The sequence below is a fragment of the Flavobacterium sp. Leaf82 genome, from assembly GCF_001422725.1.
Lineage (GTDB): Bacteria > Bacteroidota > Bacteroidia > Flavobacteriales > Flavobacteriaceae > Flavobacterium.
The window spans coordinates 316,973-340,156 of record NZ_LMMA01000032.1 but is presented as its reverse complement, the minus strand read 5'-3'; the positions used below and the strand labels follow the sequence as shown (position 1 = coordinate 340,156).

Sequence of the window (23,184 nt, the reverse complement as noted above, 5' to 3'; positions counted from 1 at the left end):
CAACTTTGAGATTTTACTGCAAAGAGTGCAAAGTTTTTTACAATTGATTGTGTTTAGATTATGTTGACAAAAGCAAAGTTCGCAAAGCTTTGTGAACTTTGCGTTCTTTGCGGTAAAAATCCATACAAACTATGATCGCACTTCAACCTGAAACCTGAAACAAAATTTCTATATTTGATTCTCTATTTAAAACCCAAAACATGAGATTTTTCATTCTGCCACTTCTACTCTTTTCGTTAACAATCTTAGGACAAAACAATAAAAAATACGATACTTATTTTGAGAAAGGAAACGGAAATCAATCGGCTTCGTATGCTGAAACTATTGCTTATTTTAAACTTTTAGCGAATGATTTCCCAACGATTCAGATCAAAGAAATGGGCTTAACAGATTCCGGAGAACCTTTGCACATGATTGTTTACAATCCCGACAAGGAATTTGATTTTGAAAAAATTCAGAAAAACAAAGCAGTTCTTTTTATCAATAACGGAATCCATGCCGGAGAACCTGACGGAATCGACGCTACAATGCAACTTTACAGAGATTTGGCAATTGGTAAACTAAAAGCACCTAAAAATACTGTTTTGGTAACGATTCCGGTTTATAATATTGGCGGGGCTTTAAATCGAAATTCGACTACTAGAGCGAATCAGGACGGACCGGAAATTTACGGTTTTAGAGGAAACGCCAGAAACTATGATTTGAATCGTGATTTAATGAAATCTGACACTCGAAATACTAAGAGTTTTGTTGCCATTTTTCAGAAAATAAATGCTGATGTTTTTATTGACAATCACGTAAGCAACGGATCTGATTATCAATACAAACTGACTTATATTATGACTCAGCATAATAAACTGGGAACCGTTTTGGGTGATTTCCTGAATAACGAAATGATGCCGGCATTAGTAAAAGATTTACAACAAAAAAAGATTGAAACGACGCCTTATGTAGATTCATTTAAAGATACTCCAGACAAAGGTTTTGGTCAGTTTGTAGATAGTCCGCGGTATACGACTGGTTATACTTCGTTGTTTAATACGATAGGTTTTGTGGTGGAAACTCATATGCTGAAAAAATATGCCGAACGTGTAAAAATGACTTACGAATACACCAAATCGACTTTGGATTTTACAGACGCTAATTATCAAAAAATCAAAGCGCTTCGAGTGAAAAACTTAGAGCAATATCAGCCTAAAAAACCATACACTTTAAAATGGGAATTAGACAGTACAAAAGCAACTACATTTTCGTTTTTAGGATATGAAGCGAGTTACAAAAAAAGCGACGCTACAACAGGAAATCGCTTGTATTATGACCGAAACAAGCCATATAAAAAAGATGTTCCGTATATCAAGGAATTCAAATCAGTAAAAGATGTTGTTATTCCGTCTGCTTATATCATTCCGCGTGGTTACTGGAATATTATTGATTTATTGAAGAATAACAATATTAGTTATTCTCAGCTAAAAAACGATACAATTATAGCAGTCGAAAGCTATAAAATTGCTGATTTTAAAACCGTACAAAATGCTTACGAAGGTCATTATTTGCATTACAATACAACGATAAATTCTAAAGTTGTAAAAATGGCTTTCGCCAAAGGTGACTACGTAGTTTCGACAAGCCAAAAAGGCGTAAAATATCTCGTAGAAGCTTTTGAGCCAGAAGGTGTTGATTCGTTCTTTAACTGGAATTTCTTTGATCCTATTTTACAACAAAAAGAACATTATTCAGAATATATTTTTGAAGATACGGCTGCAAAACTTCTAAAAGAAAATCCAGCCCTAAAAGCCGAATTAGAAACTAAAAAACAAAACGATCGCGAATTTGCTAAAAATGCTGAAGCACAATTAAACTGGATTTACAAAAATTCTGTGCATTATGAAAAGGCGCATTTGCAATATCCCGTTTATCGTGTTTTGTAGATTTTAATCGTAACGTTTTTTTTACCGCAAAGAGCGCAAGGTTTTTGATTTTGATTGTGTTGAAAAAACGCTGAGGTCGCAAAGCTTTGCATATAAGCATCTTTATTAAAGTTTTGAGCTTTGATAAAGATGAATTAAGTTTGAATAATATCTTTTAAAATAACAAATAATGACATACAAGCTTTTTCTTGACGACATTCGAGATGTAAATATGGTTTACAAAAAACTCACCAATGATCATTTTGTAGTAGTTAGAAATTTTCAAGATTTCAAGAAGGTAATTCTAGAAAATGGACTTCCTGAATTTATCAGTTTTGATAATGATTTGGGTTTAGACGAAAATGATATCATTGCAGAAGACGGTTATGCGGCAGCAAAATGGCTCGTTTATGAATCTGGACTTGATTTAGAAAATTTAATATTCAATGTTCATTCAGCGAATCCTGTTGCCAGTCAGCAAATTCAAGGCCTGCTTGATAATTATATTAAATATTTGAAGAGTCTAAATAAGTAAGGAAACATCATCTAATATTTTAAAACTGTTCTTCTACATGCATATTTCTAAGATCCGTTGACTGCTGTACAAAATCAATTGTGAATATTTAGCCAAGCTATGTTACAAATCCACGAAAGTGTACATCAATAACCATGTTTAATATTCCGTAGGAATATCTCATCGGTAGAAAAAAAATAATATTGTTCTGAAGTGCGTGTCCTGTAGGGACACCTGCTGTTCGAAAATAATACATCTGTCGCCATTAATCAAACGTTCCTACGGAACGTATAACCATAATTCGAATTTGATTCTACCGAGCAGACATTCCTCTGGAATGTTTTTTTGTTTCAAAATTGTAGAATACTTATACTGCTCAAAGATTCTTAAAAAATTCTTTCGATAAACTTTATCAAAGTTGGCCAAGCAAATTAAAAACCCGCTCCACGAAACGTTCGCAATTGCTGTGCGAAGTCTCCTGACTTCGTACACGTTCCTATATTCCATTATGATTTTTTTTGCTTCTCTTTGTAGATTATTGGAGCGGGTACGAAGTCAGGAGACTTCGCACAGCAGTCAGCAAAGTCAAAATTTCGTAGAGCTGGGTATTAAAATTATAGAAATTTCAATTCTTTTTAAAAATAGGCTGAAAGCCTAAAATCAATAGCGTAGTGCAACGCGCTACGAACTAAATTAAGTGCGAATAACGCCCTGAAAAGGCAAAAGCAAACAAACAATATCAATCTACAATAGAATTATATTTTTTTTAATGATATTAAAATATTTAGAAACACTTTATTCGAGATGAAACTTTCGCCCTAACAGGGCTAAACAATAATCGTAATTTTATCATAGTGCTATGCACCATGCTATTGCTAAAGCTCTTTCAGAGCAAAAGTAAAGTGAACACTTCAAAGAGCTAGTTTGTTTACTTTTTAATCAAGATATTAAAAACTACAGGATTACAATCCTTTAAAAATAGGCTGAAAGCCTAAAATCAATAGCGTAGTGCAACGCGCTACGAACTAAATTAAGTACAAAAAAACGCCCTGAAAGGGCAAAAGCAAACAAACAATATCGATCTACAATAGAATTATAATTTTCTTAAAAATGATATTAAATTTTTAGAAACGTTTTGTTCGAGATGAAACTTTCGCCCTTACAGGGCTAAACAATAATCGTAATTTTATCATAGTGCTTTGCACCATGCTATTGCTAAAGCTCTTTCAGAGCAAAAAAATGTCATACTTATTTTAAATACGATGAAGAAAACATAGTTTTAAATAATAACAGTAAACTAAATAGCATAAAAAAGCCCAATAAAAATTTAAATTTTTATTGGGCTTTTTTTCACAGAAAGAATAAAAACTATTTATCCTTCAATATATTTTGTAAAAACTCAACTTTGTCTTTTTCTGCCTGAACTAAACGTTCGTACAGTCTTTTGTTTTCTTCTATAGTTTCCATTAATTTATCTAATGGATTAAAAGTGAATAGTGGTCCATGAGAAAACGCACCATTACTTCCACTATTATCATAGAAATTATTAAAATAATTAATTGCAGCTTCGTCTGAAAAATTTTTCAGTGCTTCAACACTTACTCCCAAAGCTTTTGCAACTTCTGCAAGTCTGTCGTCATCGATGGTTTCGCTATTTTCAAGAGCAGATATAGTTTGTTGGCTAGTTCCTAAAGCTTGTGCCAATGCTTCTTGTTTCATGTCACGAAGTTCTCGAATTCGGCTAATTTTTCGCCCTATATGATTTGATTTTGTAAGTGTGCTCATAATTCAAAGATAATATTAAGAGTAATAACAAGCAATATATAAAAAACAAATTTTGCTGGGTACGATACAATCAAAATGATTTGTATACTAACAACGTATTACTTATTGTACTAAACAAAAGTACGATTTTTGAGACATGAAATCGTCAAAATAAGAAATTATAAAACGCCTGACTTCTAGCAAAAAAACCTGAAACGTGAAATTTTAAACAAATTTTCTACTCAAAGTGTAGCTTTGCGTGAGGGATAGAAGCTAGCTACCAAAGTAGCGCGTATAGCCCGACAGCAATTAAAAAAAGACCTAATGAACGCAAAGTTGATTAGGTCTTTTTTTAATTGGTGGCACGCCCAAATTAAGTTTATAAAACTAAAATTCATATAGATTGTTTCTTCTATAATCTTTCTTCTATAATCTTGCTTCTATAATCTTGCTTCTATAATCTTGCTTCTTGCTTCAACTTAAGAAACCGTATTCTCTTCTTCAAACAATAATTTAATGTTTTCGTAAGAGTTTTTTAGGGCTTCTTTGATTTCTTCGGGATTTAGCCAGGCTACTTTTTCGATGCCTTCCTCGATTTGACCTTGTGGAGTTCCTTCAAAGTCTGATTGCATTTCGAACCAATGTGTGACTTTTAGTTTGTATTTTCCGTTGCGTTTAAAAACGTGATAGGTTTTTTCGAGTTTATTGGTGATTCTGAGCTTACCTACGCCGGTTTCTTCTTCGACTTCGCGCATTGCGGTGTCTTCAATTTCTTCGCCTTTTTCTATTCCGCCCTTTGGTAAGTCCCATTTTCCGTTTCTGAAAATAAATAAAACTTCGCCTTTTTTATTGTACACAAGACCTCCACCAGCTTTATTTACTGGGATTTTGGCCTTTAGGGTTTTCATAATTTCCTTTTCGTCAGGATGATACAAATAAGCCTTTTGAATTTTATTTTGAAACATTTTAACGATAAGATGCTCGATATCAATACTCTCTAACAAGAATAATTGAAAATCAGTCTCTTTCGAGATCTCATTTGTCAAAAAAAGTGGTTTGTCGTTCACAAAAACTTTATACATTTGTACTATGATTTTTAATAAAGATACTGCCGAAAAAACAGCCGAATTGCTTTTGCAAATAAATGCAATTAAATTGAATCCCGAAAATCCTTTTACATGGGCTTCTGGTTGGAAATCTCCTATTTATTGCGATAATAGGTTAATTCTTTCATTTCCGATCATCCGAAACTATGTTCGTGATGAGTTTGCGAAGAATATTGAAAAACAATTTGGGAAACCAGATGTTATTGCCGGTGTTGCCACTGGAGCTATTGGAATAGGTATTCTGGTTGCTGAAAGCCTTGGATTACCGTTCGTTTATGTGCGTCCGGAAGCAAAAAAACACGGAAGACAAAATCAAGTTGAAGGTTTTTTACAAAAAGGACAAAATGTTGTTGTTGTAGAAGATTTAATCAGCACAGGAAACAGTAGTTTGATGGCTGTGGAAGCTTTACGTAACGAAGGCGCGAACATAAAAGGTATGGCTGCGATTTTTACATACGGTTTTAATGTTGCCGAAGAGAACTTTAAAAATGCTAATATCGATTTGTATACGTTAAGTAATTACGAAAATTTATTAGACTTAGCGGTTCAGAAACAATATATTACCGAAGAGCAACAATCGACTTTGCTGGAATGGAACGAAAGTCCATCTACTTGGGGGAAAGAGGAAGAATAGATTTTAGGTTCTTTAGATGCAAGATGATAGAAGAAAGAAATTAGATTTAGAATTTGAAATTATTGCTACGCTTCATCTTAAAAAAAACAATTAGTAAAAAAATTAAAATATGAACTTAGAAAGTCCAAAAGTTACTGTTCAGAAATCATCTCAAGATTTATTTGATTTATTGACTGATGTTAAGAATTTTGAAAAATTAATGCCGGATAATATTGCTAAATTTGAAGTAACTGGTGAAGATGCTTTTATTTTTGGATTAAAAGGTATGCCGGAAATAAAACTTAAAATGAAAGAAAAAGTAGCGCCAAACAAAATCGTTTTGGGAGCTGCAAGTGATAAACTTCCGTTTACTTTGGTTTCGAATATCGAAAGTGTTTCAGATACTGAAAGTGCTGTACAACTTCATTTTGATGGAGAATTCAACGCTATGATGGCTATGATGATCAAAGGACCAATTAGCAAGTTTATCGAAACTCTGGCAACTAATATGACGAAGCTTTAATTAATTATTAATTCTCAAATTACATAAAATTTAAAAGCCTGATTTTACAATCAGGCTTTTTTATGAATAGACATTTTTTTTAAACGTAACAATTGTCATTTCGAAGAATGAGAAATCTTCGCAAGAAACTCGACAATAGTAATCACCAATCTTTGTTGAACTACGAGTGTGATTTCTCCCTTCGCTCGAAATGACAAACGTAGGCGTTATTTGACTTTAAATAAAAGTAAAGGAAAACCTTTGAACCTTTGTCACTTTCGCCCTTTGAACCTTTGAATGAACCTTTTTCAATAAAGCATCTGAACTTCTTTAATTTCAAATTCTGAAACCGAATCATCTTCTAGCAAAATTTGTATTTTACCAACAGGAGAAACACCTTGAATGATTCCCATGAAATTTCCCGAATTATTGGCATCAAGATGTTTAAAAGGCATAGGAACTCCTTTTCTGAATAGTGAATTAAAATACTCTGACCATAAATCAGCCAAATTCGTGTTCCAGAACTGTATTTTTTCTTGTATTTTTTCGACTATTAAATCCGGTAGTTTATTTTTATCAAATTCAGATTTACAAATCACTGCCAAAGAAGAGGCATTGGGTAAATGATCAAAATTTGTCTGATTAACATTTAAGCCAATTCCGGCAACTGACACAATCCTGCCATCACTTTTGATGGTGTTTTCGATAAGTATGCCACCAATTTTTTTGTTGTATGACATAATGTCGTTAGGCCATTTTATAGATAAATTAGGAATATTTAACGTTTTTAGAGCATCGATTACACTTAAAGAAACTACAACACTCATATTAAAGACCTGATCATTACTATAGAGAAATTCTCTTACCAAGACACTCATAATTAAGTTTTTACCTGATTCAGATTGCCATTCAGATCCTCTTTGCCCCTTTCCTTTTGTCTGATTTTCAGCAGTTACTACGGTAAAATTATCGAGTTCATCCTTGCTTGCTAACGATTTAAGGAAATCATTTGTAGAATCTATGGCATCGAGTTTGATTAGTTTCATTAAAGGAATTTAATTAACTTAATTTAATATTTTGTTAAGGTTCAAAAATAATCACAAAATTTGGTAACTTTACAAAATCATATAAAATAATTCATGGCGAAAAAGACTATTAACAATGATGTTCTATTGGCGAACATAATCAAAGGGATTGAAGAAGTAAAAGGAAATGATATCGATATTCTTGACTTAAGAGATATAGACACGGCAGTTTGTGACTATTTTGTCATTTGCAACGGAAATTCAAACACCCAAGTTAACGCCATTGTTAACTCAATTCAAAAAACAGTATCTAAAGACTTAAAAGACAAACCGTGGCACGTAGAAGGAACCGATAATGCAGAATGGGTTCTTATGGATTATGTGCACATTGTTGTACACGTTTTCCAGAAACACATTCGTGAATACTATAATATCGAGAGCCTTTGGGGTGACGCCAAAATAACTACAATCGAAAACAAATACTAAAAGAAACTTTCTCTAATGGCTAAAGATAATAATCCAAATCCGAGTAAATTTAAAATAAGTCCTTGGTTAATATACACCGCAATACTTCTAGTTTTTTTATTTATAAGTTTTGCAACCGGAGGATCTAACTTAAGCGAACCAGCTCAATTAACCTCTTCTAAATTTAATGTTTTATTAGAAAAAGGTCAGATTGAAAAAGTTATTGTTTACAATAAAGCTGAAGCTGAGGTATATTTAAATGCTGCTTCGCTTAAAGATGCAGCAAACAAAAAAGTGGCTAAAGATATTTTTGACAGACCTAACAAAGGTCCTCATTATACTTTAGAAATTGGTAACGACCAAATTTTTCAAACTAAATTAGAAAAAGCAGTTGGCGAAGGCAAACTGAAAGATTTTAATTTTTTGCAGAAAAACAACTGGAGCGATATTCTAATCAGTTTACTTCCTATCATCATTATTATTGGTGTTTGGATTTTCATTATGCGTAAAATGTCAGGTGGCGCTGGTGGCGGTGGCGGACAAATCTTTAACATTGGAAAATCGAAAGCTAAATTGTTTGATGAGAAAACCGATATTAAAACTACATTTAAAGATGTTGCTGGTTTAGAAGGTGCAAAAGAAGAAATACAAGAAATTGTAGAATTCCTTAAAAATCCTGAAAAATACACCAATTTAGGAGGTAAAATACCTAAAGGAGCCCTACTTGTAGGACCTCCGGGAACTGGTAAAACCTTATTGGCAAAAGCAGTTGCAGGAGAAGCTCAGGTTCCTTTCTTCTCATTATCAGGTTCTGATTTCGTAGAAATGTTCGTAGGAGTTGGTGCTTCACGTGTTCGTGACTTATTTAAACAAGCTAAAGAAAAATCTCCTGCTATCATTTTCATCGACGAAATCGATGCTGTTGGTAGAGCAAGAGGAAAAAGCAATATGTCAGGCGGAAATGACGAAAGAGAAAACACATTGAACCAATTACTAACAGAAATGGATGGTTTTGGTACAAACTCTAACGTAATTGTTCTGGCTGCAACTAACAGAGCTGATGTTCTTGATAAAGCTTTAATGCGTGCCGGTCGTTTCGACAGACAAATTTTTGTTGACTTACCGGACATTCGCGAAAGAGCTGAAATATTTGCAGTACACTTAGCACCTATTAAAAAAGTTGAAGGTCTTGACCTTGATTTCTTAGCAAAACAAACTCCGGGTTTCTCTGGTGCAGATATTGCAAATGTTTGTAACGAGGCTGCTTTAATTGCTGCGCGTAACAACAAAACTGCAGTTGACAGACAAGATTTCTTAGATGCTGTTGACAGAATAATTGGTGGTCTTGAAAAGAAAAACAAAATAATTACTCCAGAAGAAAAAAGAGCAATCGCAATTCACGAAGCTGGTCACGCAACTGTAAGCTGGATGTTAGAGCACGCTGCACCACTTATTAAAGTAACTATCGTACCTCGTGGACAAAGTTTAGGAGCTGCATGGTACTTACCTGAAGAGAGACAAATCGTAAGAACTGATCAAATGTTAGACGAAATGTGTGCTACTATGGGCGGAAGAGCTGCTGAAAAAGTAACTTTTGACAGAATTTCGACTGGTGCATTAAGCGATTTAGAAAAAGTTACACGTCAGGCTCGCGCTATGGTAACAATTTACGGTTTGAATGAAAAAATTGGAAATGTTACTTATTACGATTCTACAGGACAAAGCGAATACAATTTCTCTAAACCTTATTCTGACGAAACTGCAAAAGTAATTGACAAAGAAATTTCAGAATTAATTGAAGGTCAATACCAAAGAGCAATTCAAATTTTAGAAGAAAACAAAGACAAGCTAAATCAATTAGCTGACATATTAATTGAAAAAGAAGTTATTTTTAAAGATGACTTAGAAACTATTTTCGGAAAACGAACTTTTGATAAAAATTTAGAAGAAGTGGTTTCATAAATATTCAATAAATATGTAATATTTTTTAAAATCTTAATTCAAAATAGCCTTTTGAATTAAGATTTTTTTATCTTTGAACGTTTTCAACTAACATGTAAAGTATTTCATATAAAAATGAATTTTTTCAAAAAAATATTTGGTTCAAGCGATACCTCTTCTGATGAAGAAACTGAAAGCGAATATGGAGGAAATCACTCTCCTGACAGTCATTTATCTATAGATGAAAGATTCATTTTCAATTTCAAAAAAAATGGCGGTAAATTTTTGTATTGTGAAAACAAGCAAGAAGTTGCAGAGCAATTTGAAAACATCTTAGAAGAAAATGACTGGTTCGAAAATGAAGTTTTATGTTATGAACCAGCTTTGTTTAGTTTATTAGAAGAGAATAAACTAACTTATATTTCTCCTAGAAATCCTAAATTTTTACTGGCAACCTGCGAAAATTTAATTGCTGATGAAGGTTCTATTTTATTTTCATCAAAACAAATCAGGCAAGACAAACCAAACGAATTACCTGCAAATATTGTAATTATTGCTACGACAAGTCAGCTGCAATTGATTAAAAGTGATGGACTGAGTGCTATCAAAAGAAAATACGAAAGGGACTACCCTACTAATATTACCACCATAAAATATTTCGAAAAAGCAAAAGAAGAAGATTTTACTCAATACGGAAGTGTTGCAAAAAACTTGTATTTATTGCTCCTAGAAGATCTTTAAGATGAATGAAACACTTAAGAGAACCATTTCTGGTGCTGTTTATATCGCTTTACTATTAACTTCAATTTTGTTTTCTACAGAAAGCTTTATCATTCTTTTTGGCGTTTTTTTAGTGATTGCAACTTACGAGTTTTCTAACTTGGTAGGTATCAACAAAGTCTTTTCTATTTTATTCGTTACCCTTTTTTATTCGGCTGTATCCTTAATTAGTTTTTACAGAACCGAAACTGAAAATTACATCAATAAATTTTTAAAAGAGAATATCGTATTTACAATCGATACAGATCGATTATTTACCATATTACTCATTATTACCCTGATTGTATCGATAAAGTGTATTGTCTTTTTATTTGATGATACTCAAAATATAAGCAGAATATCCAAATACATTTACCTGATTGGCTATATCATGTTGCCTTTTCTTTTTATCATTAAAATTTCTTTTGGTATCAAAGATTATAACCCAAAAATTATCATTGGATTATTTGTATTAATCTGGACCAATGATACTTTTGCCTATTTGGTTGGAAAATCTATTGGAAAACATAAATTATTTGAACGCATTTCTCCTAAAAAAACAATTGAAGGATTTCTTGGCGGAGTAGTTTTTGCTGCTTTTGCCGGTTTTTTAATCTCGAAATTTTACATTCAGCCTAATCCTGACTTTAGTAGTAAATCAATCCTTATATGGACTATAATTGCTTTAATAGTAAGCATTTTTGGAACTATAGGAGATTTGATCGAATCAAAGTTTAAAAGAATTGCTGGCGTAAAAGATAGTGGCGCGATAATGCCTGGCCACGGAGGCGTATTAGATCGATTAGATAGTGTTATATTTGTAGCACCAATTATATTTTTATTTTATCAAATTTTATATTATGTTTCATAAAGAAGGAGGCCCGTCCATTTTATTAGGTACTGCATTTGCAGTAGCTGTACTTTTAATTGCTGACAAATTCATTGATATTACCTGGCTAAGAATGCTTGTTCAGATTGCCGGCATAATAGTTTTGATTATTATTTTACAGTTTTTTAGAAACCCTAAAAGAATTGCAATTAAAAACAGCGATCATATTCTTGCTCCGGTAGACGGAAAAGTTGTGGTTATTGAAGAAGTTTATGAAGGCGAATATTTTAAAGATAAACGTTTACAGGTTTCTATCTTTATGTCTCCAATAAATGTTCACGTAACGCGTTATGCTATGGACGGAATTATAAAATTCAGTAAATACCACCCTGGTAAATTTTTAGTTGCCTGGCATCCAAAAGCAAGCGAAGAAAACGAAAGAACTACGGTAGTAATCGAAAATGAAACCTTTGGACAAATATTATACAGACAAATTGCCGGAGCTTTAGCGCGCAGAATTGTAAATTATGCTCAGGAAGGTATGCAGGTTGTACAAGGTACTGATGCAGGTTTTATAAAATTTGGTTCAAGAGTAGATTTATTTTTACCTTTAGGTACGCCTATTAATGTGGTATTAAACCAAAAAGCAATTGGAGGAAAAACCATTATTGCTACAAAAGCTTAATGATCGAAAAAGATTTAGATACTCGTTTTTCTGAGGCTGTAGAAACTGCTTTAAAAATGACTCAGGCCTCACTGCCGCAAGATGTGCAGCTGCGACTTTATGCTTATTACAAACAGGCAACTTTTGGGACTGCAGTCTACAATCAATCTGAGAATTTTGATTTAAGAGACGCTTTCAAAACAAACGCATGGATGCAAATTAGTCATATATCGATCGATGAGGCTAAAGAAAATTATATTGAGATCATTAATTCACTAACAATTAAATAACTAACATTATGAAGAAAAACATTGTTCGTTTCAGCATTTTAGCTTCATTCTTTCTATTATTTTCTTGTAATGATAACAACAAGCTAACTGAAGTAGTAGAAGTTCCTTTGCCAACTAAAGAAGAAAAGATTACTATAGGATCGCCAAATGACATAAAAGCTGATCCGGGTTCTTTTGAGATGACAAAACTACCTTTTTCTTATGATGGACTGGCTCCAGAAATAAGAACGCTAACTTTAGAAACACATTATTCTAAACACTATTTAACGTACACGAATAATTTTAATAAAGAAATTGTAAATACGGAGTTTGAAAATTCACCAATTGAAGATATCCTGAAAAAAATGGATCTTAGCAATGCAAAACTTCGTCAGAACGCTGGTGGTTATTACAATCATACTTTGTATTTCAATATTTTAACTCCTAAACAAGAAACTCCAAAAGATACGCTGGCTGGTTCTATTAATAAAGAATTTGGTTCTTTTGCTAATCTTACGAATCAGTTTAAAGGTCAGGCAACAAAACAATTTGGTTCCGGATGGGTTTGGTTAGTTGTAGACAGATATGGAAAACTACAGGTAACCACAACAGAGAATCAAGACAATCCTTTAATGAAAAATGCCCTGATTCCCGGAACACCTATTTTAGGAATCGATTTATGGGAACATGCTTATTATCTGGATTACCAAAATAGAAAAGGAAGTTATATTGATGCCTTTTATCAACATATAAATTGGGATAAGGTAAACGAAAATTATATAGAGGCTTTAAAGAAAGTCAAAAAAGTATAAAACACAAAAAGCTGATACAAATAAGTATCAGCTTTTTTTTTTGCCAAAAATTTAAAATCTTCAAAAATATTCTTAATTTAAATAAAAGTTAACTTATGTTCTTAAAAAAGAAAATTGTCTTACCTTTTTATTCACAACAACTTAGCAGTAAAAAAAAATGAAAGATATAGCAAAACGTTTTACAGATAATCCATTATTATCACCTACAGATATTCCAGCAAGCAGAGAAGGATTAGAAATCACCTGTTTATTGAATCCGGGTGTATTTCAATACCAGAATAAAACCTGGTTAGTGGTACGTGTAGCCGAAAGACCAAAACAAAAAGAGGGTATTATTTCTTTCCCAATATTAACAGAAACTGGTACTATCAAAATCATTGAAATTCCTAAAGAAGATCCGGAATTAATAGCAACAGATGCAAGAGTGATTAATTATAAAGGTGCTGATTATTTAACAACACTTTCTCACTTGCGATTATTGTGTAGTGAAGATGGACATGAGTTTTATGAACCTGAAAATTACCCGTCTCTGGTTGGAGAAGGCATGTTGGAAACTTTTGGTATAGAGGATTGTCGTGTTGCTTTAATCGAAGGAACGTATTATTTAACTTTTACTTCTGTCTCAGATAATGGTGTTGGAGTTGGTTTACGCACAACAATCAATTGGAAAGATTTTACAAAACACGGCATGATATTACCGGCACACAATAAGGATTGCGCCATTTTTGAAGAAAAAATAAACGGATTATTCTATGCTTTACACCGCCCAAGCAGTGTAGATATTGGCGGTAATTATATCTGGTTGGCTTCTTCTCCTGATGGCATTCATTGGGGAAATCACCATTGCATTATTAAAACCAGAAAAGGACTTTGGGACAGTAAAAGGGTTGGCGCCGGAGCTGCTCCTATAAAAACGGATAAAGGCTGGTTAGAAATTTATCATGGAGCAAATGAAAATCATCAGTATTGTTTAGGTGCTTTTTTAATGGATTTAAAAGATCCGTCGAAAGTAATTGCAAGAACTGAGAAACCTATAATGATTCCTACTACAGAATATGAATTAAGCGGATTTTTTGGTAACGTAGTATTCACCAACGGACATGTTGTAGAACCAGACGGAGATACATTTACCATTTATTACGGAGCTTCGGATGAGTTTGTTTGTGGTGCTCAATTTTCGATTAAAGAAATTCTTTTACTTCTAAATATTTAAAAAACTTATATCAGAAATTGACCATTTTAAAAGCCAAACCTATAATTTTCGTTTCCTAATTTTCACTAATCTGGTTTTGCAATAGTATTGACCCGTAATCTATATTTTTGTTGCTTCATATATAATACAAAACTCTAATGACATTTCTAAAATTTAATACGGAGGTTCTAGCGTGATCCTCCGTTTTTTTTTTAGGATAACCCAGATAAAAAACCTTCTGTATTTAATACATGTTAAAAACTATTTTACTTCATAAATAAATGATTCCGAAGGTGCTATTTCAACTATAATAGTTCCTTCTCCATTCTTTACAACCAAAACATTTTTCTTATTCAAATACAATTGATCTGTAAGCACATATTCACCATCTTTTAAATTCCATTTTAGAATAATATCAGAAGGAATTTTCAAATTAAACGTACTTGTTTTGTCAGAAGAAAAATTCGCAACGATTACCAATTTTTGATTTTCGGACCAGCGCACATACGAATAAATTGATTCATCATAACCTTGATTATTCTGACGGTTTACGGATTGAATCTCTTGAAAATCTCCCATTAAAGCTGAACTGTTAATCGAAAAATTCAGCAATCGTTTATAAAAATCACGAAGGTTTTTTTCGGAATCAGATAATTTTCCTCCATCAAATTTTCCGTCATTCATCCAGCGTTGGTGATTGGGAACTCCAATATAATCAAAAATAGAAGTTCTGGAATGTGTTCCAAAACCTGCATTTTCATTTCCCGCCTCTCCTACTTCTTGTCCAAAATAAACCATTGTTGGCGACGTACTAATTGTTGTTGAAACCACCATTAAAGGTTTTCCTCTTTCCGGAGTTCCTGCAAATTCAGGACTTGCCAAACGCTGTTCATCATGATTGTCTAAAAAGTGAAGCATATTATGTTCAATATCCAACATTCCCTTCTGAATATCTGATAATCCATCAGGATTCGATTTTCCACGAATCACATCTTTTAGTTTATCATATGTTTCAACCTTATCATACAAATAATCCATTTTTCCTAAACGGATATAATTTCGGTATTCATTTGGATTATAAACTTCTGCCAATAAAAAAGCATTTGGATTTTTCATTTTAATAGCCGAGTTCATGTAGCTCCAAAATTCATAAGGAACCATTTCGGCCATATCATAACGAAAGCCATAAACGCCTTTAGCTGTCCAATACAAAGCAATAGATTTAAATTTCTTCCAGGAATCCGGAACGTCTTTGTCCTGCCAAAAAGCAAAATGTTCTGCATACGATTTTTGATCAAATCCAGCCGGAAGTTCAGGAAAATCTTTAGATCCGTCAGGACGAATTCCGTAATTTACTTTTACCGTTTCGTACCAATCGTTTTGATCCGGTTTTACTTTACGCGATCCGTTTCCAGTCCATTTTGCAGGATTTTCATCAAAAACGCCATCAACAAGCGCATTTTTTTCTCCGTTTAACGGAACATCATTGTCCGGAATTTCAAAATGCTGATTCGGTATATAATAAAAGTTGTTATTTCTATTGTATTCAACATTCACATCGTCATTGGCACCAAAATCCTTAACACCATCAGGATTATTCTTTCCTTCATACTTTCTGGCAATATGATTGGGCACAATATCTATTATTAATTTTAGACCTGCTTTGTGCGTACGAGCAATCAAATCTTCAAATTCCTGCAATCTATTGGCTGGATTCACCGCTAAATCAGGATTTACATTATAATAATCTTTTACTGCATAAGGCGATCCGGCACGACCTTTTACAACTTCGGGATCATCATCAGAGATTCCGTAAGCTTTATAATCTCTTACCAAAGCGTGGTGCGGAACACCGGTATACCAAATATAAGTAACCCCTAAATCTTTAATTTCATGAAGTGCTTTATCTGTAAAATCATTAAATTTTCCAACACCATTTTCTTCAATTGTTCCCCAAGGTTTATTGGTTGTATTTTTATTTCCAAACAAACGGATAAAAACCTGATATACTACAATTTTCCTATCATCGGAAACTTCTTCTTTTATTGTATTCATTTTTAAGTCTTTGGTTTTACATGCAGAAAAAAGCATGCTTGCAGCCAATCCCGTAATAAAAACTTTTTTGTTGATCATATTCATTTAAACTAATTTTTTTCCTGATTAAAGATTCTATCTATAATCCTTAAACTATTCTCTAAATTTAGACTTATTTTTATATTAGGAAGAACCTAAAATTAATTTTAACCCTATTTCAATTTAAAAAGCTAAACTACAACGAAAGAGTCCCTTATTTTGTTGATAAATTAGACATCGGTAAAATCCCTTATCGCTGCACGCATTTTGAATTATAAATTAATCTTAATATCACCAAAGGTTGTAACCTTTTTCATAAATTTGACAAAAATTTAATCAATTGAAGAAATCACTATTTTTCATATCCTCTTGTTTGCTTTTGTTAAGCGTTCAATTCATTTTTGCCCAGGCACCAAAGCCAAAAGTAATTAATATTGAAAATTCAGATTTAGTAGAAGTCAATCAGGACTTAGTACCTGACGGAGTTTTACTAACCGGAAATGTAAAAGTAAATCATGACGGAGTTGTATTAACCTGTAATAAAGCCTACTTTTTCCAGAAAGAAAACTATCTAAAAGCCTTTGGAAATGTGCAATTAGTACAAGGTGATACTTTATTCCTGAATAGTAAATATGCAGAATATAGTGGTAATCAAAAAAGAGCTTTTGCAACCGGAGATGCTGTTATGAGTTCTCCTGATGCTACTTTAACAACGGATACCATTAATTTTGACCGAAATGTTCAGCAGGTATTTTACAATACAAAAGGTACAATTGTTAATAAAGACAATACTTTGGTAAGCAAATCCGGAAAATATTTTGTGTCCGAAAAGAAATTTCAATTCCTTACAGAAGTTACCATTACAAATCCTAAATATGTTATAAAATCTAATCACTTAGATTATTACAGCAATTCAGGTCACACCTATTTATTTGGTCCATCAACGATTACAAGTAAATCCAATTATATTTATACAGAAAAAGGGTTTTATGACACCAAGAAAAACCTGGCACATTTTTTAAGGAAATCATACATTAAATATGACGATCGACGTATTGAAGGCGATAGTTTATATTACAATCGAAATATTGAATTTGCATCAGCAACCCGCAATGTAAAAATTACAGATTCTATCAATCGCGGAATCGTCAAAGGTCATTATGCCGAAATTTACAAACTTAAAGATTCGATGTTTGTTACTAAAAGAGCCGTTGCGGTTAATCTGGTAGAGAATGATTCGGTTTATATTCACGGAAAAAAATTAATGGTTACCGGAAAAGAAGGCGAAAGAATATTGAGAGCTTATAATAACGTCCGTTTTTATAAAATAGACATGAGCGGAAAATGTGATTCGATACATTCGAACTCAAAAACCGCTTTGACAAAACTAATTGGAAATCCGATTTTATGGAATGGTGAAAACCAAATCACCGGAGATGTCATGCATTTAATAGGCGATAATAATACTAAAAAATTAGACTCCTTAAAAGTACTCAATAATACCTTTATAGTCTCGCGGGATACTCTGGGCACAGGTTTTAATCAGGTTAAGGGACTCAATTTGTTTGGGAAATTTCTGGATGGGAAACTCCATGATGTAGATGTTATCAAAAATACCGAAGTCATTTATTATATGCGTAATGATGCCAATGAACTTATTGGAATCAATAAAAATGTAAGTAGTAAAATCAATCTTATCTTAGAAAATAATGCGGTAGAAACCATCACTTTTTTTAATAAAGTAGATGGTGATGTTTACCCTGAAGCCGATTTGCCGGAAAATGCACGTAAACTAAAAGGACTTCGCTGGCGCGGAGACGAACGAATAAAATCGAAAGATGATATTTTTACCGCCGAAGACAATGAACTCAATGACAAATTAGTTCAGGAAGGAAAAGACGAAGAAGCCAAGGACAAAAATACCCCGATGAAAGTTAGGAAAGAAACCCTGGATTACGACAAAAAGAAACCCGCGGTCAAAGCAAGTACAACCAAAACAAGCACTAAGACTAAGAAATAGTTTTCAGTCGCAGTCGCAGTTTTCAGTTCCTTATCTTTGCAGTAAAAATAGTTGCAGTCGCAGTTTTCAATCGAAAAGCTTTACGAACTTTGCATTTTAATAATATAAACTTGACTCCAGCTTTGTGACCATTGCGTAAAACTTTGCGATCTTTGCGGTTAAAATCAGTCACAGTATTTAGTCGCAGTTTTCAGTCACAGTTTTCAGTTTTATACTGAGACCGAAAACCAAGACCGAAACTAAACTTAGAACCTTAGTACCTTTACCACTTTGAACCTTTAAAAAAATGAATCCAGATTTTATAAAATACCAGGCGCAAACTTCTCCTTACCCTTTAGGAATGGAAGTTTCACACGCCATTGGTTCCTATATTTACGACACTAATGATAAAAAATATCTAGATTTTGTTGCTGGTGTTTCTGCTTGTACGCTTGGACATCAGCACCCAAGAGTTAATCAGGCTATTAAAGATCAGCTGGATAAGTATTCGCATGTTATGGTATATGGCGAATATTCGCAAAGTCCCGCCGTTCAATATTGCAAATTACTTGCTTCACTCCTGCCGGATTCTCTAAATAAAACTTATCTGGTCAATTCAGGTACAGAAGCAATCGAAGGCGCGCTTAAATTAGCGAAACGCACCACAGGTCGCAGCCAGCTTATATCTTGTCATAATGCCTATCACGGTAATACGATGGGATCTATGAGTGTTATGGGATTTGAGGAACGCAAACAAGCTTTTCGCCCTTTGCTTCCGGATGTTGATTTTATCACTTTTAATAACGAAGAAGATTTACAAAAAATAACCACCAGAACAGCTGCTATACTTTTAGAAACCATTCAGGGAGGTGCAGGATTTATTCAGCCGGAAAATAATTATCTGCAAAAAGTTCGTAAACGTTGCGATGAGATTGGAGCTATGATGATTGTTGACGAGATTCAGCCCGGATTTGGAAGAACCGGCAAACTATTTGGTTTTCAGAACTATGACGTAGTTCCTGACATTGTAGTTATGGGAAAAGGAATGGGTGGCGGAATGCCCGTTGGTGCTTTTACCGCCTCAGCAGAAAAAATGGATCTTTTGACAGAAAATCCTAAACTGGGACATATCACAACTTTTGGAGGTCATCCTGTCATTGCGTCAGCTTGTTTGGCAACTTTGCAAGAATTAACTGAGACAAACTTAATGCAAGAAGCCTTAGACAAAGAAAAACTCTTCAGATCGCTTTTGGTACATCCTTTGATAAAGGAAGTTAGAGGAAAAGGATTAATGCTTGCCGCTATGACAGAAAGTGCCGAAATAACGAATCAGGTTATTTTAAACTGTCAGGATAAAGGCCTCATTTTATTCTGGTTGCTGTTCGAAGGATGCGCAATACGAATAACACCGCCATTGACCATTTCTCAAGAAGAAATAAAAGAAGGTTGTGCCGTAATCTTAAATGTTATGGATGAAATATTGAAAAAAGAACAAGAAGTTTAATCAGGAGCTATTTCCTTCTGTTCGCTAAATCTTTTGTTTTTTAAAGAAAAAAACAAAAGGATATCGCTGCCATCAGGGCTAGAACTCCCGGTTAAAAACAAAATATAGAATAATAATCAAATTTAATCTTTTAAACATCAAAAGATTATAACTTAAAACAGAATAGAAATTCTGTCCATATTGTTAATTAAATTGTTCACAACAATTAATTCTCATTCCTCACAACAATAATATGGTTGCCTAAATTTATAACAGGCTAATTTCAAATAAAGACAGTATGCAATTAAGCAACGAAGAAGAAGATTATAACCTATCCTTATCCAAATTTGAGTCGATGTTAAAAACTAACAAAGTACTCTTTTTTGATTCTGAAGAATTTGAAGAAATTATTCTTCATTATTTAGACATAGGTAAGGCTAATTTAGCAAAGAAGGCCTTGAAACTTGCATTAGACCAACACCCAAAATCTACGGGCTTAAAATTAGTACAAGTAGAAATGTTGGTTTACGACGACAAACTAGAAATCGCTGAGAAGCTCTTAAATGAGTTATATGCAATCGAACCCAATAACGAGGAAATTTACATCCAAAAAGCTAATATTTGTTCTAAAAGAGATCAACACGAAAAAGCGGTAGAACTACTTAAAATTGCCCTGCAATATACAGACGACTACGCTGATGTGTACAACTTGATTGGAATGGAATATCTTTTTATGGATAACCTTGAGATGGCAAAAGACAGTTTTATCAAATGTCTTGAAGAAGATTTAGAAGATCAGTCTGCTTTGTATAACGTGGTTTATTGTTTTGAATTTTTAGATCAAAACCAGGAAGCCATCCTATATCTAAACGAATACATCAACAAAAATCCATATAGCGAAATCGCATGGCATCAGCTTGGGCGCTTGCATTATGGCGTAAAAGAATACGAAAATGCTATTCGTGCTTTTGATTATGCAACCCTGATTGACGATGAGTTCTTAGGCGCTTTCATGGAAAAAGCAAAAGCATACGAGCGTCTGAAAAAATACGGCGAAGCGATCGAAAGCTACAACCGCACCATCGAGTTAGACGATGCAACATCCTATGCCCTATTGCGTATTGGTAAATGCTACGAAAAATTAGGTAATGCCGTAAAAGCACTTCAATATTACAATCAAACCGTACATGAAGATCCACTTTTAGACAAAGGATGGATTGCCATTACTGATTTTTATGTTCGCCAGAAAAACTTTCAAAAAGCATTATTTTTTGTCAATAAAGCATTAGCAATCGACAATCAAAATCGTTTGTACTGGAAACGTTACGCAACGATCAACAAACAAATGAACTTTTTTGAAGAAGCTGAGTTTGGTTATAGAAAAGCAGTAGAATTTGGAGATCATGCCTTAGATACCTGGTTATTTTGGGTTGATATTCTTCAGTTTTTGGGAGAATTCGAAAGCGCAATTCAAACCTTATTACAAGCATCTGAATATTTTCCTGAAGAAAACGAGATCGAATATCGTTTAGCAGGATTGTATTTCATGATTCAGGAAAACACAAAAGCAAAGTTTCATTTAAGCAACGGTTTACGTTTAAATTTTGACAATTATATTCTGATCGAAGATTTATTTCCAGTAGTATGGGCAAAAAAAATGGTTAAAAATTATATTGAAAAACATAGAAAGCAATAATGATTGATATTTTAAGAAGACGTTTTGGATTATTAGGTCGTAATATTAGTTACTCATTTTCAAAAGGATATTTTACAGAAAAATTTAGTGACGAAGTTTTTGCCGGCAACAGCTACGAAAATTTCGATATTGCCGAAATTAGTCATCTAACAGGACTACTTAAAAACAATCCTGATTTAAAAGGCCTTAATGTTACGATTCCGTATAAAGAACAAGTCATACCTTTCTTAGATAAACTTTCAAAAAAAGCAGCTTTAATTGGCGCTGTAAACACTATTAAATTTACCAAAAACGGAAAATTAAAAGGATATAATACAGACTACTATGGTTTTAAGAAATCATTAGAACCCTTATTAGAACCACATCATAAAAAAGCGCTTATTCTAGGCACAGGCGGAGCATCTAAAGGAGTTGCCTTTGCACTTGACGAACTTGGTATTCTATATACTTTTGTATCCAGAGAAGCAAAGGAAAATATTATTGATTATAATTTAATCAACGCTACAACTTTTGATAATTTCCAAATCATAATCAACTGTACACCAGTCGGTACAAGTCCAAATATAGAAGCTTGTCCGGATCTTCCGTATGAGTTTTTTACAGAGAAACATATTGCATACGATTTAATCTATAATCCTGCAGAAACTCAGTTCCTTAAAAACGCCAAAGAAAAAAGCGCAGTAATAAAAAATGGTTACGACATGCTTATTTTTCAGGCAGAGAAAGCCTGGAAAATCTGGAATAAGTAAAAAACCGAAAAAATAAAGAAAAAAAATAACTGTAATTTATGTAATTTAGACTACTCATTAACAAGTAGTTATGAATAAATTACAGTTATTTTATTTATTAAGCTTTTTAATAACTTTTTCAATAAAAGCTCAAGACACTTTAGAGCCGGGAAAAAATCCTTACACTGAAGCGCGTTATCACTATTATTTAAAAACCATTTTGCTTTTTAATGAATATTTAGATACAGATTCAGGATCATACAACACTACACAACTTCGTTTTTTACATCCTATTGCTAATAAAGCCTGGAATTTAAGAGTAGATTTACCTCTCATATCTACAAATACTTCATCTGTCAATAAAACCGGAATTGGAGATATTGGTCTTGGCATAAGCTATATTCCTTATTTAGATCGCAGTAAAGGTATTGCCTTTAGAGTCCGGGTAATTTCAAATTCTGCTGTAGATCCCGCATTCGGCACAGGAAAATGGATTTTTGCCCCCGCATTATTTTATGGTACTTATTTCATAAATAAAAAGATGCTGTGGATTGCTTCATTAGAAAACCAATTGAGTTTTGCCGGATCTCAAAACCGACAAGATATAAATACAACAGCATTTGAAAACTACTTGATGTATTTCATTGGAAAAAACTGGATTGCTGCTGACGTTGCTTTTCGATATAACGCCACCAACAAGGGATATCCCAATAATGCTTTTATAGAATTTGGACGAAAAATAACCCCAAATGATATGGCTTACATACATCCAAGTATTGCATTTGGCAACCAAAAAACATACAACTTTGGTATTGAAGCAGGATTGCTAATTCTGTTTTAAAA

General features: G+C 33.2%; 21 protein-coding genes. 17 read left to right on the top strand and 4 right to left on the bottom strand.

Annotated features, from left to right (window positions below):
* Positions 1-200 precede the first annotated feature (200 nt).
* Both ASF10_RS15960 and ASF10_RS15955 read left to right on the top strand, forming a co-directional pair.
* Positions 201-1,928, top strand: a complete 1,728-nt coding sequence (locus ASF10_RS15960; protein ID WP_056250991.1) for a M14 family metallopeptidase — start codon at positions 201-203, stop codon at positions 1,926-1,928.
* Positions 1,929-2,097: 169 nt separating this feature from the next.
* Positions 2,098-2,442 (top strand): cyclic-phosphate processing receiver domain-containing protein, encoded by a 345-nt coding sequence (locus ASF10_RS15955; protein ID WP_056250989.1) that lies wholly within the window; start codon positions 2,098-2,100, stop codon positions 2,440-2,442.
* A gap of 1,347 nt (positions 2,443-3,789) precedes the next feature.
* Here ASF10_RS15955 and ASF10_RS15950 read toward each other — a convergent pair.
* Together ASF10_RS15950 and ASF10_RS15945 are read right to left on the bottom strand one after the other, a co-directional pair.
* Positions 3,790-4,206 (bottom strand): helix-turn-helix domain-containing protein, encoded by a 417-nt coding sequence (locus ASF10_RS15950; protein WP_056250985.1) that lies wholly within the window; start codon positions 4,204-4,206, stop codon positions 3,790-3,792.
* A gap of 458 nt (positions 4,207-4,664) precedes the next feature.
* A complete protein-coding gene (locus ASF10_RS15945) occupies positions 4,665-5,267 on the bottom strand; it encodes an NUDIX hydrolase (RefSeq protein ID WP_056250983.1) in 603 nt (200 codons plus the stop codon).
* 7 nt (positions 5,268-5,274) lie between these two features.
* On the opposite strand from ASF10_RS15945, the gene pyrE reads away from it, so the two are divergent.
* On the top strand, positions 5,275-5,925 hold the full coding sequence (gene pyrE, locus ASF10_RS15940; RefSeq protein WP_056250979.1) for an orotate phosphoribosyltransferase: 651 nt from the start codon (positions 5,275-5,277) through the stop codon (positions 5,923-5,925).
* 109 nt (positions 5,926-6,034) lie between these two features.
* The gene (locus ASF10_RS15935) at positions 6,035-6,427 is read left to right on the top strand and encodes a hypothetical protein (RefSeq protein WP_056250976.1); all 393 of its coding nucleotides are present in this window, start codon (positions 6,035-6,037) and stop codon (positions 6,425-6,427) included.
* A gap of 287 nt (positions 6,428-6,714) precedes the next feature.
* Here the strand turns inward: ASF10_RS15935 and ASF10_RS15930 are convergent, their stop codons facing one another.
* Positions 6,715-7,452, bottom strand: a complete 738-nt coding sequence (locus ASF10_RS15930) for a biotin--[acetyl-CoA-carboxylase] ligase (RefSeq protein ID WP_056250973.1) — start codon at positions 7,450-7,452, stop codon at positions 6,715-6,717.
* 93 nt (positions 7,453-7,545) lie between these two features.
* On the opposite strand from ASF10_RS15930, the gene rsfS reads away from it, so the two are divergent.
* The 8 genes from rsfS (at position 7,546) to ASF10_RS15890 (ending at position 14,383) form a co-directional block, all read left to right on the top strand.
* Positions 7,546-7,917 carry a ribosome silencing factor gene (gene rsfS / locus ASF10_RS15925; RefSeq protein ID WP_055098058.1) on the top strand — a complete coding sequence of 124 codons (372 nt, stop codon included), beginning with the start codon at positions 7,546-7,548 and terminating at the stop codon, positions 7,915-7,917.
* 15 nt (positions 7,918-7,932) lie between these two features.
* A complete protein-coding gene (gene ftsH / locus ASF10_RS15920) occupies positions 7,933-9,858 on the top strand; it encodes an ATP-dependent zinc metalloprotease FtsH (protein ID WP_056250971.1) in 1,926 nt (641 codons plus the stop codon).
* Positions 9,859-9,972: 114 nt separating this feature from the next.
* A complete protein-coding gene (locus ASF10_RS15915; protein ID WP_056250968.1) occupies positions 9,973-10,578 on the top strand; it encodes a hypothetical protein in 606 nt (201 codons plus the stop codon).
* 1 nt (position 10,579) lies between these two features.
* On the top strand, positions 10,580-11,467 hold the full coding sequence (locus ASF10_RS15910) for a phosphatidate cytidylyltransferase (protein WP_056250966.1): 888 nt from the start codon (positions 10,580-10,582) through the stop codon (positions 11,465-11,467).
* Entirely contained in the window at positions 11,457-12,110 is a 654-nt protein-coding gene (locus ASF10_RS15905; protein ID WP_056250963.1) for a phosphatidylserine decarboxylase family protein, read from the top strand. The genes ASF10_RS15910 and ASF10_RS15905 overlap by 11 nt, the downstream gene beginning before the upstream one ends.
* Entirely contained in the window at positions 12,110-12,379 is a 270-nt protein-coding gene (locus tag ASF10_RS15900) for an acyl-CoA-binding protein (protein ID WP_056250960.1), read from the top strand. Before ASF10_RS15905 ends, ASF10_RS15900 begins: the two co-directional genes overlap by 1 nt.
* An 8-nt stretch (positions 12,380-12,387) precedes the next feature.
* On the top strand, positions 12,388-13,170 hold the full coding sequence (locus ASF10_RS15895; protein ID WP_056250958.1) for a superoxide dismutase: 783 nt from the start codon (positions 12,388-12,390) through the stop codon (positions 13,168-13,170).
* A gap of 157 nt (positions 13,171-13,327) precedes the next feature.
* The gene (locus ASF10_RS15890; protein WP_056250955.1) at positions 13,328-14,383 is read left to right on the top strand and encodes a glycoside hydrolase family 130 protein; all 1,056 of its coding nucleotides are present in this window, start codon (positions 13,328-13,330) and stop codon (positions 14,381-14,383) included.
* 240 nt (positions 14,384-14,623) lie between these two features.
* On the opposite strand, the gene ASF10_RS15885 is transcribed toward ASF10_RS15890, so the two are convergent.
* Positions 14,624-16,495 (bottom strand): alpha-amylase family protein, encoded by a 1,872-nt coding sequence (locus ASF10_RS15885; protein WP_056252207.1) that lies wholly within the window; start codon positions 16,493-16,495, stop codon positions 14,624-14,626.
* A gap of 280 nt (positions 16,496-16,775) precedes the next feature.
* On the opposite strand from ASF10_RS15885, the gene ASF10_RS15880 reads away from it, so the two are divergent.
* From ASF10_RS15880 to ASF10_RS15860, 5 genes are all read left to right on the top strand, one after another.
* On the top strand, positions 16,776-18,455 hold the full coding sequence (locus ASF10_RS15880) for an OstA-like protein (RefSeq protein ID WP_395395005.1): 1,680 nt from the start codon (positions 16,776-16,778) through the stop codon (positions 18,453-18,455).
* A gap of 286 nt (positions 18,456-18,741) precedes the next feature.
* A complete protein-coding gene (locus ASF10_RS15875) occupies positions 18,742-19,938 on the top strand; it encodes an aspartate aminotransferase family protein (RefSeq protein WP_056250950.1) in 1,197 nt (398 codons plus the stop codon).
* A 277-nt stretch (positions 19,939-20,215) separates the two neighbouring features.
* Positions 20,216-21,613 (top strand): tetratricopeptide repeat protein, encoded by a 1,398-nt coding sequence (locus tag ASF10_RS15870; protein ID WP_056250945.1) that lies wholly within the window; start codon positions 20,216-20,218, stop codon positions 21,611-21,613.
* A complete protein-coding gene (locus tag ASF10_RS15865; protein WP_056250942.1) occupies positions 21,613-22,362 on the top strand; it encodes a shikimate dehydrogenase family protein in 750 nt (249 codons plus the stop codon). Before ASF10_RS15870 ends, ASF10_RS15865 begins: the two co-directional genes overlap by 1 nt.
* Positions 22,363-22,432: 70 nt before the next feature.
* On the top strand, positions 22,433-23,182 hold the full coding sequence (locus ASF10_RS15860; protein ID WP_056250939.1) for a hypothetical protein: 750 nt from the start codon (positions 22,433-22,435) through the stop codon (positions 23,180-23,182).
* Positions 23,183-23,184: the final 2 nt, after the last annotated feature.